Genomic DNA, 24,256 nt, shown 5'->3' on the forward strand with positions numbered 1-24,256 from the left:
GAACTTCGCGGCCGTTCGGGCCGACTGGGAGGAACAGGAAACGATCTCTGGGGAGGCAAGGGTGGAACGACGCACGTTCCTGCGGGCTTCGGCCCTGTCCGTCGGCGCGGCGACCGGCGGCGCGCTCACCGCCGAGGCGTCCGGCCCGCTGCGGGTGCAGGTGCTGATGTTCGACGGGGTGGAGGAGCTGGACTTCGTCGCGCCGCTCGAGGTGCTCAGCCTGGCGGGCCAGATGAGCGGCGGGGCGATCACCACGAGGATGGTGACCACGGGCAGGCCGGGCACCGTCACCTGCTCCTACGGCACCCGGGTGGCGGTGCCGGGCCGGTGGTCGCCCGAGGACGCCGACGTGCTCGTGGTGCCCGGCGGCGGCTACACGGACCGGACCGGCCCCGGGGTGCACCGCCTCATCGCCGACCGCGCCTTCCTGCGCGAACTGGCCGCCGCCGACGTCCTGCCGGTGGCCATCTGCACCGGCACGATGGTCCTGTCGGCCGCCGGGATGACCAGGGGCCGCAACGCGACCACCCACTCCGGAGCCAAGGCCGACCTGGCCGCCCAGGGCGCCACGGTGATCAACGCCCGGGTGGTCGACGACGGCGACCTCATCACGGCAGGCGGCATCACCTCCGGCCTGGAACTGGCCCTCTGGCTGATCGAGCGCTTCGTGGGCGCCCGCCTGGCCCAACGCGTGGAAACGGTCCTGGAGTACGAGCGCCGAGGCACGGTCTGGCGCGCATAACCGCCACCGCCGCCGCGACGGGAACCCGGCCCGCCGCCGCCCGGGCTGAGGAACCACGACCGACAGGCGCCCGCCCAGAACCCGGCCGCTGGCGGCGGTCCGGGTTCGCGGGGGTCTACCCGGGACCCGACCGCTGGTGCCGGTCCGCGTTCGCGGCGGCAGGCATCTGCCCGGCGGGCACCCGGGACGGCGGCGATTCCGGGAGCGCGGGCGTCAGCGTCTGCCCGGCGGGAACCCGGCGCGGCGGCGGGCGGGGGTGTGGGTGTCAGGCCTCCGGTGTGGCGAAGGTCTGGTGGACGTCGGTGATGTCGCATCCCCGCAGGGCCAGGCCCGCTGGGGGCGGGGCGGCGGGGCGGGGCTTGCCGACCAACACGACCAGGCAGTCCCCGGTCGCCGCTGAGGCGATGAGCCAATGGCGGTTGTGGTCGTTCTCGTGCAGCGCGGTCCGCTTCCAGAGCTGCTTGCGGTCCGACTGGCCGCACGGCAAGTGGACGATGTCGGGGGCCGCCAGGGCCAGGCAGGTGCCCGTGCTCTGGTTGACGATCCGGTACGTGTCCGGGCCGTATCCGCCGCGCCACGTCCACAGTTCGGTCGTCCGTCCCTCGCATCGGGCCACGATCACGGCCTCGACGTCCGCCGTGAGGCAGTGGCCCGTGGCCAGGTTCGTCAGCGGCAGGTAGCGCGGTGCCTCGGCGGGCTGCCCGGCTGGCCGGACGTCGGGCGAGGTGGTCTCGGGCGAGGTGGTCTCGGCCGATGTGGTTGTGGCCGAGGTGGGTGCGGCTGAGGTGGGGCCGGTCGCGGTCGGGAGGGAGGTGGTCTCCCCCGCCGTGGGGGCGGTCGGGTGGTCGTCCCGGTCCCAGGCGGCCACGACAGCGAGCGCGGCCAGGACGATCGCGGCCATCGCGGTGGCGAACCACCGGCCCCCGCCCGACCGGGCGACGACGTGGATCTCCTTGGCCGAGCCGACCTGCACCACGGCGCCCTCCACGGCGCCGGACACCGTGTTGGACACGCCGCTGGCGGCCGCGTCGTCCGGGCGGTCCGGTGGCACGCGATCATCATGGCACGCCAGGGGAAGGAGACGGGGCCGGTGGGCCAGGGCGTCGGCATGGTCGCGGTCACCGACGTGGACGACACCTCCCGCCCCGGCAGGCGGGGCTGCCGTGCTCGCGGCGGTCACCTTCGCCAACGGGGGCGACAACATCGGCGCGCCGCCGTCGGGACCGACTGGCCGGTGGTGTTCACGACGGTCTTCCTCGTCCTGGCCGGGGTCTGATCAGAGCCGCGCGGGCACGTCGGGGAACGAGCCGTCGCCGAAGAGGACGCGGGCGGCGGCGGACCGTCCGGGAGGCGTGCGCAGCAGGGTGAACGCCGCCTCGGCCGCGGCCGGTCCCCGGACCAGGGAGAGGGCGTCGCGCAGCAGGAGGCGGACGCGGAAGCGGGCGCGCAGCGCGGCGCCGTCGTAGTGCCGCAGGACGTCGGCGTCGCCCGTGCGGAGGTAGTCGCCGGTGACGGTGGCGGCGAACTCGGCCATGCGCAGGCACGGGTCGAGGCCGCCCGCGGTCAGCGGGGACACCGCGCCCGCCGCGTCGCCGACGAGCAGGCCGTCGGGGCAGGCGATGCGGCGCAGGACGCCGCCGACCGGGATGGGCCCGCCCCGGCGGCGCACCGGTCCGGCGGGCTCGGGCAGGTCCGGGAATCCGGCGCGGAACGCGCGCAGCAGCTTCGGTAGCGGCGCGGATAGGCGCTCGGGCAGTCCGGCGAGACCGACGTGCGCGTGGTGTCCGTCGTCGACGACCCAGGCGAGGTAGCCGGGGGCGAGGCGTGGGTCGACGACACAGTGGAACGTCGGCGTCCCCCCTCCCCCGACCGGGTACACCTCCTCCACCCCGATGAGCAGCCGCCGGTTGGTGTCGAGCCCGAGCCTGCGCGCCACCGTCGACCGCGCGCCGTCCGCGCCGATGGTGAACCGGCCCGTGACCTCAGTGGACGGGTACGCGACCCCGAGCCGCACCCGCGCACCCGCCGCCGTGGCCTCGGCGAGCGCGTGCGCGTACATCCCCTCCATGTCAGCGACCCTGAACTCATCCCGCTCACTCACCACCTCGACCGGCCCCCGCAGCGAGGGCGGATACAACACGACCCGCCGCACGGCAGGCCCGAGATGCCGGTCCGGCACGGCGAAGTCCACCAACGTCCGCCGCACGAAGATGCCGGTGGTCCTGATCCCCACCCCCAGATCCCCACGCCGCTCGCACACCACGACGTCGAACCCCTGCTCCGCAAGCGACCGCGCCGTCCGCAACCCCGCCAACCCAGCCCCCACGACAACCACGTCCACCATCTCCATGACGCCCGAACGTATTGCCCCACCACAGCCCGCGCCGCCCGCCGCACAACACCTTCACAGCCCTTCCACCGCACCCGCGCAGGACCGCGGCGGGACCTAAGATCCTCCCGATGACGTCTCCCGATCCCCTGGACGCCGTCACCGTCACCCCGAAGACCGGCGACGAGCCCTTCACCCGCGCGGGCCGCCCGCTCGACGGCGCGCGGCTGCGCGGCTTCTGGAGCTGGTCGTGCTCGGACCTCATCGGCAACGCCATGCGCGGCGTCCTCGCCGAGTACATCGTCGGCTTGGCGCTGGGCTGCGTCGACGGCGGCACGCGCCGGGAGTGGGACGCCGCCGACCTGGTCACGGGCACCGGCCTGCGGGTGGAGGTCAAGTCAGCGGCCTATGTGCAGAGCTGGAAGCAGACCCGGCTGTCGACCATCGCCTTCGACATCCGGCCCACGGCCGGCTGGGACTTCGCCACCAACACCTACGCGACCGAACGCAAGCGTCAGGCCGATGTCTACGTGTTCTGCGTCTTCACCCCCACCGACAAGGCGACCGCCGACCCCCTCGACGTCGACCAGTGGGACTTCTACGTCATGTCCACCGATCGGCTGAACATGGTGGCTGGCGGGCAGAAGTCGATCTCGCTGGCGGGTCTGCTGCGGCACCGGCCCGTGCGGTGCTCGTTCGACGGGTTGGCGGGGTGTGTTGGCGACGTGGGGTGATCGGGTGGGTCGTTCCCGTGCTGTTCCCCGGTCCTTCCGTTTCCCGGCGGACACCCGTCATCTCGGCGTAGTGTCGGCCCGTGCGTTGTGGCAGACCTTGCGTGACACCACGACCGGATCGTGTGGCCAAGCTCGCTTTTTGTAGGTTCTCTACAACTGACGGGCTCCGGCATGCTCGACGCGGGCCATTGGTGTACCGGTCGGTAACCGAGCAGGGTCTTCGCAGGTGCAGGCGACGTCCGCAGGACCCGGGCGTCGCCTTCTGTGCGTGGGTACTTGGGAGGACCAGCCGGTGTTCAGTCGTGTCGCCATCGTCAACCGCGGAGAGGCCGCGATGCGGCTCATCCACGCCGTGCGGGACCTCTCGGCTGAGGCCGGGACGCGGATCGAGACGGTCGCGCTCTACACCGACGCCGACCGCGGCGCGACCTTCGTCCGGGAGGCGGACATCGCCTACCCGCTGGGCCCCGCCTCGGCCCGCCCGTACCTCGACCACGCGGTGCTCGAACGGGCGCTGATCGAGTCCGGCGCCGACGCCGCCTGGGTCGGCTGGGGGTTCGTCGCCGAGGACCCGGCGTTCGCCGAGCTGTGCGAGAAGATCGGCGTGACGTTCGTCGGGCCGAGCGCCGACGCGATGCGCAAGCTCGGCGACAAGATCGGCGCGAAGCTGATCGCCGAGGAGGTCGGCGTCCCGGTCGCGCCGTGGAGCCGGGGCGAGGTCGCCACCCTCGATGACGCGCTGCGCGCGGGCGACGAGATCGGCTACCCGCTGATGCTCAAGGCGACCGCGGGCGGCGGCGGGCGCGGCATCCGCATGGTCGCCTCCCGCGATGACCTGACCGAGGCCTACGAGCGCACCAGCCAGGAGGCGCTGCGCGCCTTCGGCTCCGGCGTGGTCTTCCTCGAGCGCCTGGTGACGGGCGCCCGGCACGTCGAGGTGCAGGTCATCGCCGACGGCCAGGGCACGGCGTGGGCGCTGGGCGTGCGCGACTGCTCGGTGCAGCGGCGCAACCAGAAGATCATCGAGGAGTCGGCGTCGCCGGTGCTCTCCGCGGAGCAGACCGCCGAGCTGAAGGCGTCGGCCGAGCGGCTGGCGCTGGCCGTGGACTACCGGGGCGCGGGCACCGTGGAGTTCCTGTACCACCCGGGCGAGCGGATGTTCGCCTTCCTGGAGGTCAACACCCGCCTGCAGGTCGAGCACCCGATCACCGAGATCACCACCGGCACCGACCTGGTCAAGCTGCAGCTGCACGTCGCCTACGGCGGCAGGCTGGAGGGCGCGCAGCCCGCCGAGCTCGGCCACGCCGTCGAGGCCCGGCTCAACGCCGAGGACCCCGACCGCGACTTCGCGCCCGCGCCCGGCCGCATCGCCCGGCTGGCGCTGCCCGCCGGTCCCGGCATCCGGGTGGACACCGGCGTCAGCGAGGGCGACACCATCCCGGCCGACTTCGACTCGATGATCGCCAAGATCATCGCCTACGGCCGCGACCGCGCCGAGGCGCTGGGCAGGCTGCGCCGCGCCATGGCCGAGACCACCGTCATCATCGAGGGCGGCGCGACCAACAAGAGCTTCGTGCTCGACCTGCTCGACCAGCCCGAGGTCATCGACGCGACCGCCGACACCGGCTGGATCGACCGCGTCCGGGCCCAAGGCCGCCTCACCGCGCACCGGCACTCCGCCGTCGCGCTGGTCGCCGCCGCGATCGAGGCGTACCAGGACGAGGAGGAGGTCAACCGCCAGCGGCTGCTGTCCACCGCGCACGGCGGGCGCCCGCAGGTGCGCCACGAGAGCGGCCGCCCGCTGGACCTCAAGCTGCGCGGCGTCGGCTACCGCGTGCGGGTCGCCAGGATCGGCCAGCAGCGCTTCCGCGTCGGCGTCTCCTGCGGCGGGGACGAGCACGCCGCCGACGTCGAGATCGAGCGCTTCGACGCCCACAGCGGCCTGATCACCGTCAACGGGCGCCGCTTCCGGCTGGTGTCGGCCACGCACGGCCCGATCCACCTCGTCGAGGTCGACGGCGTCACCCACCGGATCAGCCGCGACGAGGGCGGTGTCGTGCGCTCCCCCGCGCCCGCGCTGGTCGTGGCGACCCCGCTCGCCGTCGGCGACGAGGTCGACGCGGGCGCGCCGATCATCGTGCTGGAGAGCATGAAGATGGAGACGGTGCTGCGCGCGCCGTTCCGCGCCCGGGTCCGCGAGTGCCCGGTGTCGGTGGGCAGCCAGGTGGAGACCGGCGCGCCGCTGATGCGCCTGGAGCCGCTCGCCGACGGCGGCGCGGCCGCCGACGCCGCCGTCGAGACCGCCGAGATCGACCTGCCCGCCGAGCCCACCGGCGTGTCCGCGGCCGACCGGGTGCGCGCGGGCCTGCGCGACCTGCGCAGCCTGCTGCTCGGCTTCGACGTCGACCCCGACGACCGCGACCGGGTGCTGGCCGACTATCTGGCCGCCCGCGCCGAGCTGGGCGGGCGGCCGATCGAGGGCGAGCTCGACCTGCTCGGCGTGTTCGCCGACCTGTCGGAGCTGAGCCGCAACAAGCCGGGCAGCGAGCTCGACGTCGTGCCCGGCAGCCCGGTGCACAGCCCGCGCGAGTACTTCCACAGCTACCTGCAGAGCCTCGACGTCGAGCGGGCGGGCCTGCCCGAGGGCTTCCAGGCGAAGCTGCGCCAGGTGCTCGGCCACTACGGCGTCGCCGACCTCGACCGCACGCCCGAGCTGGAGGCCGCGGTCTTCCGGATCTTCCTGGCGCAGCAGCGGATGGCGACCGACGTCGCGGTCGTCTCCGAGCTGCTGCGGCAGTGGCTGGCTGGCTCGCCGCCGGCGGAGTCGCTGAGCGAGCGCGTCGGCCTGGCGCTGGAGCGGCTGGTCGAGGCCACCCAGGTGCGCTTCCCCGCAGTGTCGGACCTGGCCCGCGGCGTGGTGTTCCGCTGGTTCGCCCAGCCGCTGCTGCGCCGCAACCGCGCCGAGGTCTACGCCGCCGTGCGCGACGGGCTGCGCTACCTCGACCGCAACCCCGACGCCCCGGACCGCGCCGAGCGGATCCAGGCCATGGTGGCCAGCTCCGAGCCGCTGGTGCGGCTGCTCGGCCAGCGGATCGGGCGGCCCGGCCGCGACCACGCGCCGCTGCTGGAGGTGCTGACCCGCCGCTACTACGGCAACCGAGGGCTGTCGGACGTCGCCGCGCGGGAGATCGGCGGCTGCCGGTTCGTCACCGCCGAGCACGCGGGCCCCGACGGCGCGCGCCGCGTGGTCACCACCGCGGTCGACATCGCGTCGCTGCCCGCCGCCCTCGGCGCGGTGGGCGCGGTCGCCGCCGACGTCCCCGACGGCGCCCTGGTCGCCGACCTCTACGTCACGTGGGAGGGCCAGCCGGACGCCGACGGGATGGCCGAGCGGCTCGGCGCGCAGTTGGCCGAGCACGCGCTGCCCCCGGGCGTCCGCCGGATCACCACCACGGTCGCGGGCACCAGCGGCGCGGTGATGCACCACCACTTCACGTTCCGGCCCGACGGCGCGGGCTTCGCCGAGGACCGGCTGATCCGCGGCCTGCACCCGCAGATCGCGCAGCGCCTTCAGCTGCAGCGGCTGCGCGAGTTCGACCTCACCCGGCTGCCGTCGGCGGACGAGGAGATCTACCTGTTCAAGGCCGTCGCCCGCAGCAACCCGGCCGACGAGCGGCTGTTCGCGATGAGCCAGGTCCGCGACCTGACGCCGCTGCGCGAGGCCGACGGCAGGCTGGTCGCGCTGCCCGCGGTGGAGGACACCTTCGCCGGGTGCCTCGACGCGATCCGCAACATCCAGGCGCGGCGGCCGCAGAACCGGCGGTTCGACACCAACCGGATCATGATGTACGTCTGGCCCGCCACGGACGTGACCCGCGACGAGCTGAACACCCTGGTCCAGCGCATCCTGCCGACGACGGTGGGCGCCGGGCTGGAGGAGGTGCAGTTCCTGGCCCGCCAGCGCACCGAGACCGGCGAGCTGACCGAGGTCGCCGCGCGGATCACGCTGACCCCGGGGCACGGCGCCCGGCTGGACGTGGGCGAGCCGTCGACGGAGCCGGTGGAGCCGCTGGACGACTACCGCCAGAAGGTGCTGCGCGCCGCCCAGCGCGGCAACGTCTACCCCTACGAGCTGACCGGCCTGCTCGCCGGGCCCGACGGCGGCTTCGTCGAGCACGACCTCGACGAGCACGGCGTGCTCGTGCCGGTGGACCGGCCCAAGGGCCGCAACACCGCGGCGATCATCGCGGGCGTGGTCACGACCCCGACCGAGCGCCACCCCGAGGGCGTCACGCGGGTGGTGCTGCTCGGCGACCCGACGAAGGCGCTCGGCGCGCTGTCGGAGCCGGAGTGCTCGCGGGTGATCGCCGCGCTCGACCTGGCCGAGCGGATGGGCGTGCCGCTGGAGTGGTTCGCGCTGTCGGCAGGCGCGAAGATCTCGATGTCCTCGGGCACCGAGAACATGGACTGGGTGGCCGCGGCGCTGAAGCGGATCGTCACGTTCACCCAGGACGGCGGCGAGATCAACATCGTGGTCGCGGGGATCAACGTCGGCGCCCAGCCGTACTGGAACGCCGAGGCGACGATGCTCATGCACACCAAGGGCGTGCTGGTGATGACGCCGGACTCGGCGATGGTGCTCACCGGCAAGCAGTCGCTGGACTTCTCCGGCGGCGTGTCCGCGGAGGACAACTTCGGCATCGGCGGCTACGACCGGGTGATGGGCCCCAACGGCCAGGCGCAGTACTGGGCGCCGAACCTGTCCGCGGCCCGCGACATCCTGATGGCGCACTACGACCACACCTACGTCGTGCCCGGGGAGAAGGCGCCGAGGAGGGCGGTCACCACCGACCCGGCCGACCGCGACATCTCCGGCTTCCCGCACGCCGTGGTGGACAGCGACTTCACCACCGTCGGGCAGATCTTCTCCGCCGAGCACAACCCGGACCGCAAGAAGCCGTTCGACATCCGCACGGTGATGCGCGCGCTGTCCGACCAGGACCACCCGGTGCTGGAGCGCTGGGCGGGCATGGCCGACGCGCACACCTCGGCCGTGCAGGACGTCCACATCGGCGGGTGGCCGGTCTGCCTGGTCGGCATCGAGTCGCGCGCGGTGCCGCGCCGCGGCTTCCCGCCCACCGACGGCCCGGACACCTACACCGCGGGCACGCTGTTCCCGCAGTCGTCGAAGAAGACGGCGCGGGCGATCAACTCCGCCTCCGGCAACCGGCCGCTGGTCGTGCTGGCGAACCTGTCGGGCTTCGACGGCTCGCCGGAGTCGATGCGCAAGCTGCAGCTGGAGTACGGCGCGGAGATCGGCCGCGCGATCGTCAACTTCCAGGGCCCGATCGTGTTCTGCGTGATCTCGCGCTACCACGGCGGAGCGTTCGTGGTGTTCTCCAAGGCGCTCAACCCCAACATGACGGTGTTGGCGCTGGAGGGCTCCTTCGCCTCGGTGCTGGGCGGAGCCCCGGCCGCGGCCGTGGTGTTCTCCAGCGAGGTGAACAACCGCACCGCGACCGACCCGAGGGTGACCGACCTCAAGGCCAGGGTCGCCGCGGCCAGCGGGGTCGAGCGCGCGTCGCTGACCGCGCAGCTCGCCGAGGTCCAGTCCGCCGTCCGCGCGGAGAAGCTCGGCGAGGTCGCCGCGGAGTTCGACCGCGTGCACAGCATCCAGCGCGCGGTCGAGGTCGGCTCGGTCGACGCGATCATCACCGCGGCCGAGCTGCGGCCGAGGGTCATCGCCGCGATCGAGGAGGGCATGCGGGCCTGACGCCCCGGCCGGGGAAGGGGTCGCACGGCCCCTCCCCCGGTTAGGGTCGCGGTCATGGAGCCGCTGGTACCGCGCTACGGGAACGGCACGCTGGCCGACGTCCTGCCCTCGCTGTTGGCCGGGATGGACGTGCCGGGCACGGCGGACACGCTCGGCATCGCCGGTCCGACCCGGGTCTGCCTGCTGCTCGTCGACGGCCTGGGCAGGCGGCTGCTCGACGACCACGCCGAGGACGCGCCGTTCCTGGCGTCGCTGGGCGCAGACCGGATCACCGCGGGCTTCCCCGCGACCACGGCCACCAGCATCGCCTCCCTGGCGACCGGCCAGCCGAGCGGCGGGCACGGCATCGTCGGCTACTCCTTCGCCGTCGACGGCCCCGACGGGGAGGAACTGCTCAACACCCTGCGCTGGCACCGGCACGGCGAGAACGGCGACCTGCGGGCGGTGCTCGTGCCCGAGGAGGTCCAGCCGCACCCGACGGCCTTCGAGCGGGCCGAGGCCGCCGGGGTGCGCGTCCGGTTCGTGGCCCCGCGCGACCACCGCGGCAGCGGGCTGACCCGGGCCGTGCTGCGCGGCGGGGAGTTCCACGGCGTCCACGCGCTGGGCGACCTGGTCAGCCGCGCCTCCGCAGCGCTGCGGGAGCCCGGTCGGGCGCTCTGCTACGCCTACCACGCGGACCTCGACGCGCTCGGGCACGTCTACGGGCCCGGCAGCGAGCCGTGGCGGTGCCAGCTGGTGTTCGTGGACCGGCTCGCCGCCGCGCTCGCGGAGGCCCTGCCCCCGGACGCCGCGCTGGTGGTCACCGCCGACCACGGCATGGTGGAGGTCGACGACCCCGCGGACTTCGACACCGCCGAGGACCTGCGGGACGGCGTGCGGCTGCTCGGCGGGGAGGTCCGCGTCCGCCACGTCTACACCGAGCCGGGGGCGCTGGACGACGTGCGGGCGCGGTGGTCGGCCGTGCTCGGCGACCGCGCCTGGGTCGCGACCCGGGACGAGGCGATCGCGCGCGGCTGGTTCGGGCCGCGGGTCGAGGACCGGGTGCGGCCGAGGATCGGCGATGTCGTCGTGGCCGCGCGCGGCGGGCTCGGCGTGGTGCGGTCGGCGGCCGAGCGGTGGTTGAGCGCGCTGCCAGGGCAGCACGGCTCGCTGACCGCCGAGGAGCAGTTCGTCCCGCTGCTCGTGGTCCGGCGCTAGACGTCCTCGACCGTCATGTCGACCCGCAGCCGCCGGACGGCGGGGCGCAGCCGGTTGGTGAAGAACTCCGCCGACGCCTCGGCCTCCACCTCGACCACCAGCGTCGGGTGGACCGGCAGGTACTCGGTGCGCGACCGGCCGAAGCCGCCGCCGGACGCCAGCTCGGCGCGCTCGCCGGTGACCGCGACGTGCCTGCCCACCTCGTCGCGCAGGGGCGTGGGCAGCGGCAGCGACAGCCCGATGCCCCGCAGGCCGCCGTCGTCGTCGCGGCGGGCGAGCACCACCTCCTCGGGGCGGCTCGGGCGGCCGGTGACGCCGATGACGACCGCGTCCAGCACGGCGGTGTGGCGGACCTTGACCCAGTCGCCGGTCCGGCCCGCCCGGTACGGCCGGTCCGCCGCCTTCACCACGACGCCCTCGATCCCGATCCGCGCGCCCGCCGGGTCCATCCAGCGGCGGATCGCGGCGGCGCGGTCGTCGGTAGCGGGCATCAGCTGCAAGGGCGGGTCGATGGCGGCCATGACGTCCGTCAGCCTGCGCCTGCGGTCCAGGTAGGGCCGGGGCCGCCAGTCGCGGTCGGCGTCGGCGAGGATGTCGAAGACGACGAAGTACACGGCCACGCCCGCGCCCGCGCGGGACCGCGGGGCCGAGGTCAGCGCGGAGAAGTCCAGCCTGCCCTCGCGCAGCGCCACCAGCTCGCCGTCGAGCACCAGGTCGCCGAGCCCGCGACCGGCGGCCACGATCTCGGGGAAGCGGGCGGCGAGGTCGTTGTCGCGGCGCGACTGGACGAAACCGGACGCGGTGAACAGCAGGGCCCGCCAGCCGTCGAACTTCGGCTCGAACCGCCACCCCGGCCCGGCGGCCGGGACCCGGCGCTGCGGTCGGGCCAGCGCCAACTCCACCGGCGGTACGAGCACGCCCGCGCTCCCTGCTCCCCTCACCGGGGAGCCTAACCAGCGGACGCGGAAGATCGCATGTCCTCGCAGGTCAAGCATGATCCGTTGAGGACAGTCGAGGAAGAGGACGGCCGGAGTGGACTGTCCCGACGGGACGTGCCGCGACGGTCGCACCGTCCGAATCGGATGGTTCGGGCGGTGCGACCGGCGGGCGGCGTGGTCGGGCCTTGCTCGCCGAACCCCGTGGTGAACGTCATCGGTGTCGGCCCGGTTGACCGGGGACTCGACCGAGACTGTTCGCAGGCCGTGACGGCCAGGAGAGCATCAAGACGAGCGGTCGCCCGGCTCGCGCCGGTACTCCCGCGCCTGCCCGTCAGAAACCGGACAGGAGTGGCTGGCACTTCCATGGAGGCGATGCGCCAACACTGTCGATGCTACCCCCTCCGGGCCCGGTTGAGCGGAAAAGATGCGAGGGCGCGTGGGCGTCCTGCGAGGCGTACGGTGAGGCTGTCGCCCCGGCCGTCGCCGGGGGCGATGCACGCGGCCCACTGTCGAGTGAAAGGCCGGACGGATGTCGCCAGACCCCACCCCCGAGTGCCCCGCGTGCCCGCACCCGCTGAGCGCCCACGACGCCACCGCCCGGCGGTTCTGCGCGGCGATGGCCGCGAGCGGCCGCACCCGTCGCTGCCTGTGCTCGGGCGAGTCGGCGGGCATGACCTACAGCAACTCGACCAGGGCTCCCATCAGCGGAGACGCCGATCGCGAGCGCTGAACCGCCGCCCGCGTCGCGCGCCTCCCCGTGTGCCATGGGACACTTCCTGCGGCCCGGGGGAACGAATCGGAGGCGTGCCGGGTTGTACGGGGTGGTCGCGGAGTTTTGTGTTCGTGTTCATCACGCTCGCGGAAACGATGTTGCGGGCGTCACTTTCTTTGCCTTGCAGGACAAGCTGGAGAAGTCGCCGTCTGAGACCCCCGACCGAGGGCCGCGTCCGCGGCCCGCATCCAGCCCCAAGCAAGGAGCAAATGCATGACCCAGGGAACCGTGAAGTGGTTCAACGCCGAGAAGGGCTTCGGCTTCATCTCCCACGAGGGCGGCCCGGACGTGTTCGTCCACTACTCCGAGATCGACGGCTACGGCTTCCGCAGCCTGGAGGACAACCAGCGCGTCGAGTTCGAGATCACCCAGGGCCCCAAGGGCCCGCAGGCGACCGGCGTCCGCGCCGTCTGATCCGCACGCCTCCCGCTGCCCCTCACCCGTTCCGGGTCGAGGGGCAGCGGTCTGCGCGCACCCTTCCGTGAGGCGGGACTAGGCCGACCGCCCCAACACCACCGCGTTGTCGCTCGGCGCCGGGCTGTCCTCAGCCGGGGCGTCAGCGGCTGCCTGCCGGAGCGTGGTGACGGCTGCCATCACCGGCCTCTCCTCGCTGGGCGCTGCCGCGCCGTCACGCGGGACGCCGACGGCAGGCGCCTTGGTGGTCACGGCCTCGGCATCCCCCTGCGGAATCGAAGGCGAAGGCTCCCCATCGGCAGCGGGGGGATCGTCGTGGAGGAGGGGGACCGCGGCGGCCAGGAGGCGGTGGGCGGCCTGGATGCTCTCGGCGATGCGGGCGCGGTGGGCGCGGAGTTCGTCGACCTGGCGGCGGGCGGCGGTGATCCGGCGCTCGGCCTCGGCGGTCGCGTCGGCGACGATGCGGGACGCGCGCTCACGGGCCGCGGTTTCCTCTTTGGACAATGTCGCCATCGCCTCGGCCCTGCGGGCGGCCATCGCCGTCTCGAAGTCGGACTGGACCTGCTCGCGGAGGGCGGCGGCGCGTTCGTCGAGGTCGCGCCTGCGGTGTTCGGCGGCGCGGGTCATGGTCGCGATGCGGTCGTGGGCCTGGCGGAGGAGGGCGCGGTGTTCGGACTCCAGGTCGCGGCGGCGGGTCTCGAGGTCGGCCAGCAGGCGCTCGGTGCGCTCGCGGGCGCGGGCGGCGGCCTGCTCGGCGGCCGCCCAGTGCTGCTCGGCCGCCGACTGGGCGCGGCCGGTGATCTCGGCGGCCTGCTCGTGGGCGAGGTCCACCATCCGGCGCAGGCGCTCGGGCAGGGTCGCCGGGTCCACCGGCGTCCTGGACAGCCGGTCGACGCGGGCGCGCAGGTCGCGCACCTCCGCGCGGGCCTGGTCGAGCAGCCGCGCCAGGTCGTCGGCGCGGGCGGCGGCGGCGTCCCGGTCGGCGGCGAGCAGCCGCAGCTCGACCTCGGTCTCCTCGACGTAGCGCCGGACCTGGCCGGGGTCGCAGCCGCGCCACACCAGGTCGAAGTCGGTGCGCAGCGGAACAAGTTCGGACCGAGTGTCCACCGCGGTCACGACGGCATCCCTCCTGTCATCGTCATGGGGTCCCGGGATCTTTGTTAGCACTCTCGCCCACAGAGTGCCAATCCGCCGTCAGGGTTCGCCGAGCCGCTCCCGCAGTTCGGCGACCTCGCCCCGGGCGGCCGCCAGCAGGTCCTCCAGCTCGATGATGCGCGTGGTCGCCGCCAGCGAGTGGCCCTCGTCGAACAGCACCCGCACGCGCGCGACCAGTTCGAGCTGCCTGCGGGTGTAGCGGCGGTGCCCGCCGTCCGAGCGCACCGGGCGCACCAGGTCCGCGGTGTCGAGGCTGCGCAGGAACGCCTGCCGCACGCCGAGCAGACCGGCGGCCTGCCCGATGGTGTAGGCCGGGTAGTCGAGGTCGTCCAGGTCATCGAGCGGCACGGCGGCTCCAGGCGCTTGACAGAACTTGCAGTCGTGGCTATAAGAAATATAGATCGGTCAGTGACCTGGTGATAGTGGCCCGGGAGTGATCGACATGCCAGGTGCCGACGTGCGCACGGCGGACTTCGCCGACCTGGTCCTCGCCGACCAGGACTGGCTCGACGCCGAGTTCGCCGCGATCATCGCCGCCAACTTCCCCACCGCCCCGGTACCCTCCGCCGCGCGCCCCGCGCCGCGCCCCGCCGTCCCCGCGCGCACGTCCCGCCCACGTCCTGCCCGGGTGCCCCACCGGATCGATCCGCACCAGCGCTCCCCTCCGCGACGACAGCCGACCACGCCGGACACCAGAAGGAGGTGAGGTCCACACCGGACGGCGCCCACGCGCGACCAGCGCCGCCGTCCCGGCATTCCCCTGTCGACGGATTCCCGTCCGCCGCGGCCTCTTCGGGCCGCGGCGGACTCAGCATGCAGACCCCACCCTCGGAAAACTCGACTTCCGGAGGACTCCACCCACTGCGGACCCGACACGCGGCGCATTCGACTCGGGCGGACTCGGTTCGTGGCCGACTGCGGCGGCCTCAGCCTGCCGAGGACGCGAGCTGCGCGGCACTCGACCCGCGCGGCACTCGGCCTGGGGCGACCGGACCCGTAGCGGCTCGGCCCGCCGGGGGACGGCTGTGTTCGGCCGTCCCCCGGCTGGGCTCAGGAGTCGAGCAGGGCGTGCATCTCGGTGATTTCCGCCTGTTGAGCGTCGATGATCTGCTGGGCGAGGGCCTTGGCCTCGGCGTTGCCGCCCTCGGCTAGCTCGATCCTGGCCATCTCGACCGCGCCCTCGTGGTGCTCGATCATCATCTCCAGCCAGCGCCGGTCGAAATCGGCGTTCTTGGCGTCTTCGAGCCGCGTCATGTCCTCGGCGCTCATCATGCCGGGGCCGTGGCCCTCGTGGCCGCCTGCCGCGGTGGGGGCGCCCCATGCCGCGAGCCACTGGGTCATGGTCCGGATCTCCGGGGCCTGCGCCTGCTCGACGCGCTCGGCCAGGCTCAGCACCTCCGGGGTGGTGGTGCGGCCCTCGACCAGCGCCGCCATCTCGACGGCCTGCTCGTGGTGGGGGATCATGCCCTGCGCGAAGGCGATGTCGGCAGCGTTGTGGTCGGCGGCCGCGCTCGTCGGGGTGGTCGGGGGCGGGGTGGTGGAGCCGTTGTCCGCGCCCGCGCACCCGGCGAGCAGAACACCCGCGGCCACCATGGCCGCGGCGAACGTCGTGGTCTTCATCTGTCCTTCTGTCCTGTCGGTGTGGATTCGGCGGTGACGAGACCGCCGGTCTACAGCCGGAGGACGCAGACGGAATGCAGGGTCGCTCTGCCGCCGGGCAACACCGGCGACGGCGGGGCCACGGGAACGGCGACGGACCGGGGAGGCGCGCGGCCGCGCGAAGCCCGCCTGAGCCGCCAGCCGACGAGCGCGGTGACCAGGACGAGCATCCCCAGCAGGATCGCCAGGCACAGGTGCAGCAGGCCGTGGTCGCCAGCGGGCTCGGAGTCGACCGGACAGCAGTCATGGGACGCCGACGCGGCAGAGCCGTGATGGGCGGGCACGGCGGGATCGGTGGAGGCCAGGTGGTGCATGGACAGCACCGCGAACACCAGCGCGCAGGCGAGCAGCCAGCGCGGGATGGCGTTCGGGCCGACCATTCGCGCGATCGTACCGACGCGCGGGCCCGCGCCCCCGAGGGGACGCGGGCCCGCGGTCGGGGGGATCACGCCGCCGTCGCCTCGGGCCTGATGCCGCGGAAGCCGCGCAGCCGCAGGCTGTTCGTCACCACGAACACCGAGCTGAACGCCATCGCCGCGCCCGCGAGCATCGGGTTGAGCAGCCCGGCAGCGGCCAGCGGCAGGGCGGCGACGTTGTAGGCGAAGGCCCAGAACAGGTTGCCCTTGATCGTGGCCAGCGTCCGCCGCGAGAGCCGGATGGCGTCGACGGCGGCGAGCAGGTCGCCGCGCACCAGGGTCAGGTCGGCCGCCTCGATGGCGGCGTCGGTGCCGGTGCCCATGGCCAGGCCGAGGTCGGCCTGGGCGAGCGCGGCGGCGTCGTTCACGCCGTCGCCGACCATGGCCACCACCCGGCCGTCGGCCTGCAGTCGCTTGACCGCGTCGACCTTGTCCTCGGGCAGGACCTCGGCGATCACCTCGGAAATGCCCACCTCCGCGGCGACCGACCTGGCCACGGCCTCGTTGTCGCCGGTCAGCAGGACCGGGGTCAGCCCGAGGGCCCGCAGCTCGCGGATGGCCTCGGCCGAGGTCGGCTTGACCGTGTCGGCCACGACCAGGACCGCGCGGGCCCGCCCGTCCCAGCCGACGGCCACGGCGGTCCGGCCGCGCTGTTCCGCTGCCGCCTTCGCCTCGGCGAGGTCGGCGGGCAGGTGCTGGGACCACTGCTCCAGCAGCGCCGTGCGGCCCACGACCACGCCGTGCCCGTCCACCACACCCTGGACGCCGAGGCCCTCGACGTTCCCGAAGTCCGCCACCGAGGGCAGCTCGCCGACCTCCTCGCGGGCGCCGCGGGCGACGGCCTGGGCGATCGGGTGCTCGGAGGCGTCCTCCACCGCACCGGCCAGGCGCAGCGCCTCGGCCCGGTCGACGCCCTCGGCGACGTGGACCTCGACCAGCGACATCTGGCCGGTGGTGACCGTGCCGGTCTTGTCCAGCACCACGGTGTCGACGCGGCGGGTGGACTCCAGGACCTCGGGGCCCTTGATCAGCACGCCCAGCTGGGCGCCCCGGCCGGTGCCGACCAGCAGCGCGGTCGGCGTGGCCAGACCCAGCGCGCACGGGCAGGCGATGATCAGCACCGCGACCGCGGCGGTGAACGCCGCCGCCACGCTGCCGCCCGCGCCCAGCCAGAACGCCAGCGTCCCGGCGGCCAGCGCGATCACGATCGGCACGAAGACGCCCGACACGCGGTCTGCCAGCCGCTGGACCTCGGCCTTGCCGGTCTGCGCGTCCTCGACCAGCTTGGCCATCCGCGCCAGCTGGGTGTCGGATCCGACCCTGGTGGCGCGGACGACGAGCCTGCCGCCCGCGTTCACCGTGGCCCCGACGACCTCGCTGCCCGGCCCGACCTCGACCGGCACGGACTCGCCGGTCAGCATGCTCGCGTCGACCGCGGACGACCCGTCCTCGACGACGCCGTCCGTGGCGATCTTCTCGCCGGGACGCACCACGAACCGGTCCCCCACGGCCAACCGGTCGACCGGGATCCGCGTCTCGCGGCCGTCGCGCAGCACGGCGACGTCCTTCGCGCCCAGTTCCAGCAGCGCCCGCAGGGCCGCGCCCGCCCGGCGCTTGGAGCGGGCCTCGAAGTAGCGCCCGGCCAGGATGAACGTGGTCACCCCGGCGGCGACCTCCAGGTAGATGTTGGCCTCGCCGCTCATCCGCTGGATGGTCAGCTCGAACGGGTGCGTCATCCCCGGCTCGCCCGCGGTGCCCCACAGCAGCGCGTAGAGCGACCACAGGAACGCCGCGATGGTGCCCATCGAGATCAGCGTGTCCATGGTGGCCGCGCCGTGCCGGAGGTTGGCCCACGCCGCCTTGTGGAACGGCCACGCCGCCCACACGATCACCGGCCCGGCCAGGGCCAGCGAGATCCACTGCCAGTAGGTGAACTGCAGCGCCGGGACCATCGCCATCGCGATGACCGGCGCCGACAGCACGGCCGACCCGATCAGCCGCTGCCGCAGCGAGCGGGTGGTGTCCTCCTCTGCGGCGGGCGCCTCGGGCTCACCCGACGCGGGCGGCTTCGGCAGGGCGGCCGCGTAGCCCGCCGCCTCGACCTGCTCGACCAGCGTGGCCGGGTCCATGTCGGCCGGGAAGACGACCTTGGCCTTCTCCGTGGCGTAGTTGACGCTGGCGGTGACGCCGTCCAGCTTGTTCAGCTTGCGCTCGATGCGGTTGGCGCAGGAGGCGCACGTCATCCCGCTGATGGCGAGTTCGACCTCGCCGGTGGCGGCGGGCAGCGCCCGGGTGTCCGATGTCATGGCGTCCTCCCCTAGTGCCCGTGTCCGGGCTCGCCGTGCCCCGCGCCGCCGTCGTCGGACGGGGGCGTGGCCGTCGGCCTCGGCGCGTGGTCGCTCACGGTGACCGTGAACTCGGCGGTCCGCACCTCGCCGTCGTGCTGGAAGTCCAGGAACAGGCGGTAGGCGCCCTCGGTCGGGACCTCCACGCCGAACCCGATGTCCGGGCCGGCCGGGGTGCGCCCGTCGCCGGGCGTGCCGTCCGGGTGCACGTGCAGGTACGCCAGGTCCCCGGAGCGCAGCGCGACCAGGTGGCCGTAGGCGCCCAGGTAGGGCTGCAGGTCGGTGACCGGCACGCCGTCCTTGGTCACCGTCGCGGTGACCTCCGACGAGCGGCCCGCGACGAGGTCGCCGGAGAGCTGGACCCGGTAGCCGTCGACCTCGGCGGCCCACGAGTCCTGGTGCTCGACGCGCTGGGCGTCGCCGTCGGCGAAGAGGTCGACGCCGAGCGTGAGCCCCTGGCCGCCGGTCGGCACGAAGTCGGCGAACGCCCGGTACACGCCCGGGTCGTCGACCGTCAGCGGGACCGACCAGACGCCGTCCCCGGACATCTCCGGGTGGACGTGCTGGAACCCGCTGAGGTCGCGGCGCACCACGATCAGGTGCATCCGCTTGTCGTGCGACACGTCGAAGGCGGTGACGGGGTGGCCGTCGGGGCCGGTGACGCGGAAGGAGAAGGGCTGTTGGCGGCCCGCGGTCAGCGTCGTCGAGACAGGGGTGAGGGTGTAACCGCCCTTGGACGACGCGAGCCCGGCGGGCTCATGGGGGGTCGCCGCGACGGTGTCGCTGTGACCGCCCCCGTGCCCGGGGCCCTCGGCCTCGGGCACCCCGGCCGCGCCGGGGAAGGGGCCGACAGCGGAGCCGACGGCCCAGGCGCCCGCGGCGACCAGGACGACGGCCGCACCGTAGGCGGCGAGCTTCCCTGCTGTGTTCATGTCAGTCGCTTCCTACGCGGTCAGCTGGTAGCCCGCCTCCTCGACCGCGGCGCGCACGCGCTCCCGGTCGAGCGGCTGGGCGCTGACGACGGTGACCTTGCCGGTGGGCACGTCGACGTCGATGTTCTGCACACCGTCGATCGTGCCGACCTCCTCACGCACGGAGGCGGCGCAGTGCCCGCAGGTCATCCCGGTCACGGTGTAGGTGGTCTCGGTCATGGCGTTCCCTCTGTCGGTTCTAGGACCGCACGAGCCGTGCGATCGCGGCGCTGGCCTCGGCGACCTTCGCGTCGGCGGTCTCCCCGCCCTCGGCGACGGCCTGGGCCACGCAGTGCTTCAGGTGCTCGTCGATCAGGCCGATCGACACCGCCTGCAGGGCCTTGGTGACCGCGGAGATCTGGGTCAGCACGTCGATGCAGTACTCATCGCTCTCCACCATCCGGTGCAGCCCGCGCACCTGACCCTCGATGCGCTTCAGTCGCTTGAGGTAGGCATCCTTGTCCTGGGCGTAGCCGTTCATGCCGCCCCTCCCTTCGCCGGTCGTCCGGTAACCCTGTGGGGGTATGGCTCATTTCTACCCCCAGGGGGTATCCCTGTCAAACCGTGGAGCCAGGTGTCGCGCGTCACGGCAGCATACCCCCTTGCCGTATGCACGACCGCGGTGCTACCTTCGCCGCTGCCCATACCCCCTAGAGGTATAGGCACCGACATCGCAGTGGAGGCGAGAGATCAGCATGGTCCGCATCCAGCCGCCCGCCGAGCCGCCCGCGCACTCCCGGGACCTGCTCGCCGAGCTGACCGCCCGACGGGGGGCGCCGGGGCCGATGGTCGCCACCATGGCCCACTCCCCCGCGCTCCTGCAGGGCTACCTCGAGCTGTCCCGCGCCATCAAGCGGGTGAAGCTGCCCCGCGCGCTCAGCGAGAAGATCTCCCTGACCGTGCAGGAGTGGCTGGGCTGCGCGCTGTGCCTGGCCGCCCATGCCGACGCCGCCCGCGCCGCGGGTCTCAGCGAGAGCGACATCGCCCTGGCGCGCGAGGGCGTCTCCACCGACGACCGCGAGACCGCGCTGCTCGACCTCGCCGTCCGCGTCCTGGCCGAGCCCGCGTCGATCACCGACGACGACCTCGCCCGGGTCCGGGCCCACGGCTGGGGCGACCGCGCGATCGCCGATGTCGTCGGCCTGGTGAGCCTCAACCACCTGACGGGCGCGTTCAACCTCGTCGCGGGCCTCGAACCCGACTCGCCCTGATACCCCAAGCGGGTATAGCTTCATCCCCAGACCGAGGAGGCCTGTTTCCCATGTCCACAGAGCACCACCACGAACCGGCCCACGACCAGGGCAGCTCCGACCACGCCGGTCAGCACGGCGCCCATCACCGCGGTGACCATCAGAACGGTGGCCGGCACGGGGCCCACCAGCACGGCGGGGCGAGCTGGCGGGTCGCGGCGTCGGCCACGCTGCACTGCCTCACCGGGTGCGCCATCGGCGAGGTCCTGGGCATGGTCATCGGCACCGCGCTGGGCTGGGGGACGATCGCCACGATCGCCCTCGCGGTCGGCCTCGCGTTCCTCTTCGGCTACGCGCTGACGATGTGGGGCGTGCTCAAGGCCGGCGTGAGGTTCAAGCAGGCCGTCAAGATCGCGCTGGCCGCCGACACCGTCTCCATCACCGTCATGGAGATCATCGACAACGGGGTCATGGTGGTCGTCCCCGGCGCCATGGACGCGGGCCTGGCCAGCGCCCTGTTCTGGGGCGCGCTCGCCTTCGCGTTCCTGGTGGCCTTCCTGGTCACCTGGCCGGTCAACAAGTGGCTGATCGGCCGGGGCACCGGCCACGCGGTGGTGCACGCCTACCACCACTGACGGAGGAGCGCCGCCCGCGCGGCGCTCCTCCCGCCGTCAGGAGTTCGCGGTCGCCGAGCTGATGTCGCCCAGGGCGGAGTCCTGGTCGCGCTCCAGGGCGGCGTCGCCGAGGGAGAAGACCCCGACGGGCTTGCCCTTGTCGACCACGACGATGCGGCGGACCGCGTTCTCCCGCATGCGGTCCAGCGCGGCGTCGATGTCCTCGTCCGGGCCTGCGGTGACGACCTCGCTCGAGCACACGTCCCGCAGCACGCAGCCTGCGAGGTCGTCCTGCTCGGCCACGGCCCTGACCACGATGTCGCGGTCGGTGACGATGCCCGCCAGCTCCCCGTCGTCGACGACCAGCACGTCACCGATGCCGCGCTCCCGCATCTTCACCGCCGCCTGCCGCACCGCGGTGTCGCCGGGCAGTGCGACGGGGTTGGCCGTCATGACCTCGCGTAGTGCCTGGCCCATGATCCCTCCCGGGGCTCGTCGTCCGGCACACGCTTACCCGGCACGGGTGGGGCGAAACCCGGGTCAGCCGCCGACGTACTCGGCGAGGTGGCGGCCGGTGAGGGTGGACCGGGCGGCGACCAGGTCGGCCGGGGTGCCCTCGAAGACGACCCGGCCGCCGTCGTGGCCCGCGCCGGGACCCAGGTCGATGATCCAGTCCGCGTGCGCCATGACCGCCTGGTGGTGCTCGATGACGATGACCGACTTGCCCGAGTCGACCAGCCGGTCGAGGAGGCCGAGCAGGTGCTCGACGTCGGCGAGGTGCAGGCCTGCGGTCGGCTCGTCGAGGACGTAGACGCCGCCCTTCTCGGCCATGTGCGTGGCCAGCTTGAGCCGCTGCCGCTCGCCGCCGGAGAGCGTGGTCAGCGGCTGGCCGAGGGTGAGGTAGCCGAGGCCGACGGTGGCGAGCCGGTCGAGGACGGCGTGCGCGGCCGGGGTGTGCGCCTCGCCGCCGCCGAAGAACTCCTCGGCCTCCGCGACCGACATCGCCAGCACCTCGCTGATGTCGCGCCCGCCGAGGCGGTACTCCAGCACCGACGCCTGGAACCGCTTGCCCTCGCACTCCTCGCAGGTGGTGGCCACGCCCGCCATGATCGCCAGGTCGGTGTAGACGACGCCCGCGCCGTTGCAGGTGGGGCACGCGCCCTCGGAGTTCGCGCTGAACAGGGCGGGCTTCACGCCGTTGGCCTTCGCGAACGCCTTGCGGATGGGCTCCAGCAGCCCGGTGTAGGTGGCCGGGTTGCTGCGCCGCGAGCCGCGGATGGGCGTCTGGTCGACGGACACGACGCCCACGTCCGCCGGGATGGAGCCGTGGATCAGCGAGCTCTTGCCCGAGCCCGCCACGCCGGTGACCACGCACAGGACGCCCAGCGGGACGTCGACGTCGACATCGCGCAGGTTGTGGCGGTCGGCCCCGCGGATCTCCACCTTGCCGGTCGGCGTGCGCACGCTCGGCTTGAGCGACGCCCGGTCGTCGAGGTGGCGGCCGGTGACCGTGGCGCTGGAGCGCAGCCCGGCGACGGTGCCCTCGTAGCAGACCGCGCCGCCCGCCGTGCCCGCGCCGGGGCCGAGGTCGACCACGTGGTCGGCGATCTCGATCACCTCGGGCTTGTGCTCCACCACGAGCACGGTGTTGCCCTTGTCGCGCAGCTGCAGCAGCAGGTCGTTCATCCGCTGGATGTCGTGCGGGTGCAGGCCGGTGGTGGGCTCGTCGAAGACGTAGGTGACGTCGGTGAGCGGCGAGCCGAGGTGGCGGACCATCTTGGTGCGCTGGGCCTCGCCGCCGGAGAGCGTGCCGGAGGGCCGGTCGAGCGAGAGGTAGCCCAGCCCGATCCGCACGAACGAGTCGAGGGTGTGCGCCAGCTTGCCCAGCAGCGGCGCTACCGACGGCTCGTCGAGGCCGCGCACCCACTCGGCCAGGTCGCTGATCTGCATGGCCGAGGCGTCGGCGATGCTGATCCCGGCGATCTTCGACGAGCGGGCCAGCTCGCTCAGCCGGGTGCCGTCGCACTCGGGGCAGGTGGCGAAGGTGACCGCCCGCTCCACGAAGGCGCGGATGTGCGGCTGCATCGCCTCGGGGTCCTTCGCCAGGAACGACTTCTGCACCTTGGGGATCAGGCCCTCGTAGGTGAGGTTGACGCCCTCGACCTTGACCTTGGTCGGCTCCTTGTAGAGGAAGTCGCGCATCTCCTTCTTGGTGAACCGGCGGATCGGCTTGTCCGGGTCGACGAAGCCCGACTCGGCGTAGACCCGCACGGTCCAGAAGCTGTCGGACTTCCAGCCGGGGATGGTGAACGCGCCCTCGGAGATGGACTTGGAGTCGTCGTAGAGCTGGCTGAGGTCGATGTCGGAGACCGAGCCGCGGCCCTCACAGCGCGGGCACATGCCGCCGGTGACGCTGAAGCTGCGGCGCTCCTTCACCTTCGTGCCCGCGCGCTCGACCGTCACCGCGCCCGCCCCGCTGATCGAGGCGACGTTGAAGGAGAACGCCTGCGGCGAGCCGACGTGCGGCTGCCCGAGCCTGCTGAACAGGATGCGCAGCATCGCGTTGGCGTCGGTGGCGGTGCCGACGGTCGACCTCGGGTCCGAGCCCATCCGCTGCTGGTCGACGATGATGGCGGTGGTCAGCCCGTCGAGGACGTCGACATCGGGCCGGGCCAGCGTCGGCATGAAGCCCTGGACGAAGGCGCTGTAGGTCTCGTTGATCAGCCGCTGCGACTCCGCGGCCACGGTGCCGAACACCAGCGAGCTCTTGCCCGAGCCGGACACCCCGGTGAACACCGTCAGCCTGCGCTTGGGGATCTCGACGCTGACGTCCTTGAGGTTGTTCACCCGCGCGCCCTGCACGCGGATCCAGTCGTGCGCGTCGGCGACGTGCGGCGCGGGCGCCCGGGTGCCCTTCCTCGTGGCCATGGCCGTTCTCCCTCTGCTGGTGCGGCCCCCTCCAGGCGACCGCGTCGCTGCCACCCTAGGTGAGCGCCGAACGGCCGCG

23 protein-coding genes are annotated in these 24,256 nt (G+C 73.4%); 10 read left to right on the forward strand and 13 right to left on the reverse strand.

Going from position 1 to position 24,256, the window contains the following annotated elements; genetic code table 11:
- Nucleotides 1-61 precede the first annotated feature (61 nt).
- On the forward strand, nucleotides 62-742 hold the full coding sequence (locus tag Actkin_RS20585; RefSeq protein ID WP_258903851.1) for a DJ-1/PfpI family protein: 681 nt from the start codon (nucleotides 62-64) through the stop codon (nucleotides 740-742).
- Between the two features lie 265 nt (nucleotides 743-1,007).
- Here the strand turns inward: Actkin_RS20585 and Actkin_RS20590 are convergent, their stop codons facing one another.
- Entirely contained in the window at nucleotides 1,008-1,793 is a 786-nt protein-coding gene (locus Actkin_RS20590) for an RICIN domain-containing protein (protein ID WP_258903852.1), read from the reverse strand.
- Between the two features lie 9 nt (nucleotides 1,794-1,802).
- On the opposite strand from Actkin_RS20590, the gene Actkin_RS20595 reads away from it, so the two are divergent.
- Entirely contained in the window at nucleotides 1,803-2,018 is a 216-nt protein-coding gene (locus Actkin_RS20595; protein ID WP_258903853.1) for a hypothetical protein, read from the forward strand.
- On the opposite strand, the gene Actkin_RS20600 is transcribed toward Actkin_RS20595, so the two are convergent.
- Nucleotides 2,019-3,092 carry an FAD-dependent oxidoreductase gene (locus Actkin_RS20600; protein WP_258903854.1) on the reverse strand — a complete coding sequence of 358 codons (1,074 nt, stop codon included), beginning with the start codon at nucleotides 3,090-3,092 and terminating at the stop codon, nucleotides 2,019-2,021.
- Nucleotides 3,093-3,202: 110 nt separating this feature from the next.
- Here Actkin_RS20600 and Actkin_RS20605 point away from each other — a divergent pair, with 110 nt between their 5' ends.
- The 3 genes from Actkin_RS20605 to Actkin_RS20615 all read left to right on the forward strand — a co-directional run bounded on the left by Actkin_RS20605 (nucleotide 3,203) and on the right by Actkin_RS20615 (nucleotide 10,775).
- Nucleotides 3,203-3,805 carry a hypothetical protein gene (locus Actkin_RS20605; protein ID WP_258903855.1) on the forward strand — a complete coding sequence of 201 codons (603 nt, stop codon included), beginning with the start codon at nucleotides 3,203-3,205 and terminating at the stop codon, nucleotides 3,803-3,805.
- Nucleotides 3,806-4,097: 292 nt separating this feature from the next.
- Nucleotides 4,098-9,578: an ATP-binding protein gene (locus Actkin_RS20610; RefSeq protein ID WP_258903856.1), complete on the forward strand. Its 5,481-nt coding sequence runs from the start codon at nucleotides 4,098-4,100 to the stop codon at nucleotides 9,576-9,578.
- 54 nt (nucleotides 9,579-9,632) lie between these two features.
- On the forward strand, nucleotides 9,633-10,775 hold the full coding sequence (locus Actkin_RS20615; protein ID WP_258903857.1) for an alkaline phosphatase family protein: 1,143 nt from the start codon (nucleotides 9,633-9,635) through the stop codon (nucleotides 10,773-10,775).
- Here Actkin_RS20615 and Actkin_RS20620 read toward each other — a convergent pair.
- Nucleotides 10,772-11,692 carry an ATP-dependent DNA ligase gene (locus Actkin_RS20620; RefSeq protein ID WP_189211147.1) on the reverse strand — a complete coding sequence of 307 codons (921 nt, stop codon included), beginning with the start codon at nucleotides 11,690-11,692 and terminating at the stop codon, nucleotides 10,772-10,774. The genes Actkin_RS20615 and Actkin_RS20620 overlap by 4 nt on opposite strands.
- 550 nt (nucleotides 11,693-12,242) lie before the next feature.
- Here Actkin_RS20620 and Actkin_RS20625 point away from each other — a divergent pair.
- Together Actkin_RS20625 and Actkin_RS20630 are read left to right on the forward strand one after the other, a co-directional pair.
- A complete protein-coding gene (locus Actkin_RS20625) occupies nucleotides 12,243-12,443 on the forward strand; it encodes an RGCVC family protein (protein ID WP_258903858.1) in 201 nt (66 codons plus the stop codon).
- 255 nt (nucleotides 12,444-12,698) lie between these two features.
- A complete protein-coding gene (locus Actkin_RS20630) occupies nucleotides 12,699-12,899 on the forward strand; it encodes a cold-shock protein (protein ID WP_189211148.1) in 201 nt (66 codons plus the stop codon).
- Between the two features lie 78 nt (nucleotides 12,900-12,977).
- Here Actkin_RS20630 and Actkin_RS20635 read toward each other — a convergent pair whose 3' ends face one another.
- Both Actkin_RS20635 and Actkin_RS20640 read right to left on the reverse strand, forming a co-directional pair.
- Nucleotides 12,978-14,015, reverse strand: coding sequence for a cellulose-binding protein (locus Actkin_RS20635; RefSeq protein WP_258903859.1), 1,038 nt, complete (start codon nucleotides 14,013-14,015; stop codon nucleotides 12,978-12,980).
- A gap of 78 nt (nucleotides 14,016-14,093) precedes the next feature.
- Complete coding sequence (locus Actkin_RS20640; RefSeq protein WP_189211150.1) at nucleotides 14,094-14,402, reverse strand: MerR family transcriptional regulator; 309 nt, start codon at nucleotides 14,400-14,402, stop codon at nucleotides 14,094-14,096.
- Between the two features lie 94 nt (nucleotides 14,403-14,496).
- Between Actkin_RS20640 and Actkin_RS20645 the strand changes: the two genes are divergently transcribed.
- A complete protein-coding gene (locus Actkin_RS20645; RefSeq protein ID WP_258903860.1) occupies nucleotides 14,497-14,760 on the forward strand; it encodes a hypothetical protein in 264 nt (87 codons plus the stop codon).
- A 344-nt stretch (nucleotides 14,761-15,104) separates the two neighbouring features.
- Here Actkin_RS20645 and Actkin_RS20650 read toward each other — a convergent pair whose 3' ends face one another.
- The 6 genes from Actkin_RS20650 to Actkin_RS20675 form a co-directional block, all read right to left on the reverse strand.
- The gene (locus Actkin_RS20650) at nucleotides 15,105-15,674 is read right to left on the reverse strand and encodes a DUF305 domain-containing protein (protein WP_258903861.1); all 570 of its coding nucleotides are present in this window, start codon (nucleotides 15,672-15,674) and stop codon (nucleotides 15,105-15,107) included.
- Between the two features lie 50 nt (nucleotides 15,675-15,724).
- The gene (locus Actkin_RS20655) at nucleotides 15,725-16,093 is read right to left on the reverse strand and encodes a hypothetical protein (RefSeq protein ID WP_258903862.1); all 369 of its coding nucleotides are present in this window, start codon (nucleotides 16,091-16,093) and stop codon (nucleotides 15,725-15,727) included.
- A 65-nt stretch (nucleotides 16,094-16,158) separates the two neighbouring features.
- Nucleotides 16,159-18,435 carry a heavy metal translocating P-type ATPase gene (locus Actkin_RS20660; protein ID WP_258903863.1) on the reverse strand — a complete coding sequence of 759 codons (2,277 nt, stop codon included), beginning with the start codon at nucleotides 18,433-18,435 and terminating at the stop codon, nucleotides 16,159-16,161.
- 11 nt (nucleotides 18,436-18,446) lie between these two features.
- Nucleotides 18,447-19,406, reverse strand: a complete 960-nt coding sequence (locus tag Actkin_RS20665; RefSeq protein WP_258903864.1) for a DUF8832 domain-containing protein — start codon at nucleotides 19,404-19,406, stop codon at nucleotides 18,447-18,449.
- A gap of 12 nt (nucleotides 19,407-19,418) precedes the next feature.
- A complete protein-coding gene (locus tag Actkin_RS20670) occupies nucleotides 19,419-19,625 on the reverse strand; it encodes a heavy-metal-associated domain-containing protein (RefSeq protein ID WP_189211156.1) in 207 nt (68 codons plus the stop codon).
- 19 nt (nucleotides 19,626-19,644) lie between these two features.
- Nucleotides 19,645-19,926, reverse strand: coding sequence for a metal-sensitive transcriptional regulator (locus Actkin_RS20675; protein ID WP_189211157.1), 282 nt, complete (start codon nucleotides 19,924-19,926; stop codon nucleotides 19,645-19,647).
- A gap of 214 nt (nucleotides 19,927-20,140) precedes the next feature.
- Here Actkin_RS20675 and Actkin_RS20680 point away from each other — a divergent pair, with 214 nt between their 5' ends.
- Both Actkin_RS20680 and Actkin_RS20685 read left to right on the forward strand, forming a co-directional pair.
- Nucleotides 20,141-20,656 carry a carboxymuconolactone decarboxylase family protein gene (locus tag Actkin_RS20680; RefSeq protein ID WP_258903865.1) on the forward strand — a complete coding sequence of 172 codons (516 nt, stop codon included), beginning with the start codon at nucleotides 20,141-20,143 and terminating at the stop codon, nucleotides 20,654-20,656.
- Nucleotides 20,657-20,706: 50 nt separating this feature from the next.
- Complete coding sequence (locus tag Actkin_RS20685) at nucleotides 20,707-21,270, forward strand: DUF4396 domain-containing protein (RefSeq protein WP_258903866.1); 564 nt, start codon at nucleotides 20,707-20,709, stop codon at nucleotides 21,268-21,270.
- A 36-nt stretch (nucleotides 21,271-21,306) separates the two neighbouring features.
- Here Actkin_RS20685 and Actkin_RS20690 read toward each other — a convergent pair whose 3' ends face one another.
- Together Actkin_RS20690 and Actkin_RS20695 are read right to left on the reverse strand one after the other, a co-directional pair.
- Entirely contained in the window at nucleotides 21,307-21,726 is a 420-nt protein-coding gene (locus Actkin_RS20690; RefSeq protein ID WP_258903867.1) for a CBS domain-containing protein, read from the reverse strand.
- 63 nt (nucleotides 21,727-21,789) lie between these two features.
- Nucleotides 21,790-24,177 carry an ATP-binding cassette domain-containing protein gene (locus Actkin_RS20695; RefSeq protein WP_189211161.1) on the reverse strand — a complete coding sequence of 796 codons (2,388 nt, stop codon included), beginning with the start codon at nucleotides 24,175-24,177 and terminating at the stop codon, nucleotides 21,790-21,792.
- Nucleotides 24,178-24,256: the final 79 nt, after the last annotated feature.

Origin of the sequence: Actinokineospora sp. UTMC 2448, assembly GCF_024760565.1 — a bacterium.
GTDB lineage: Bacteria > Actinomycetota > Actinomycetes > Mycobacteriales > Pseudonocardiaceae > Actinokineospora > Actinokineospora fastidiosa.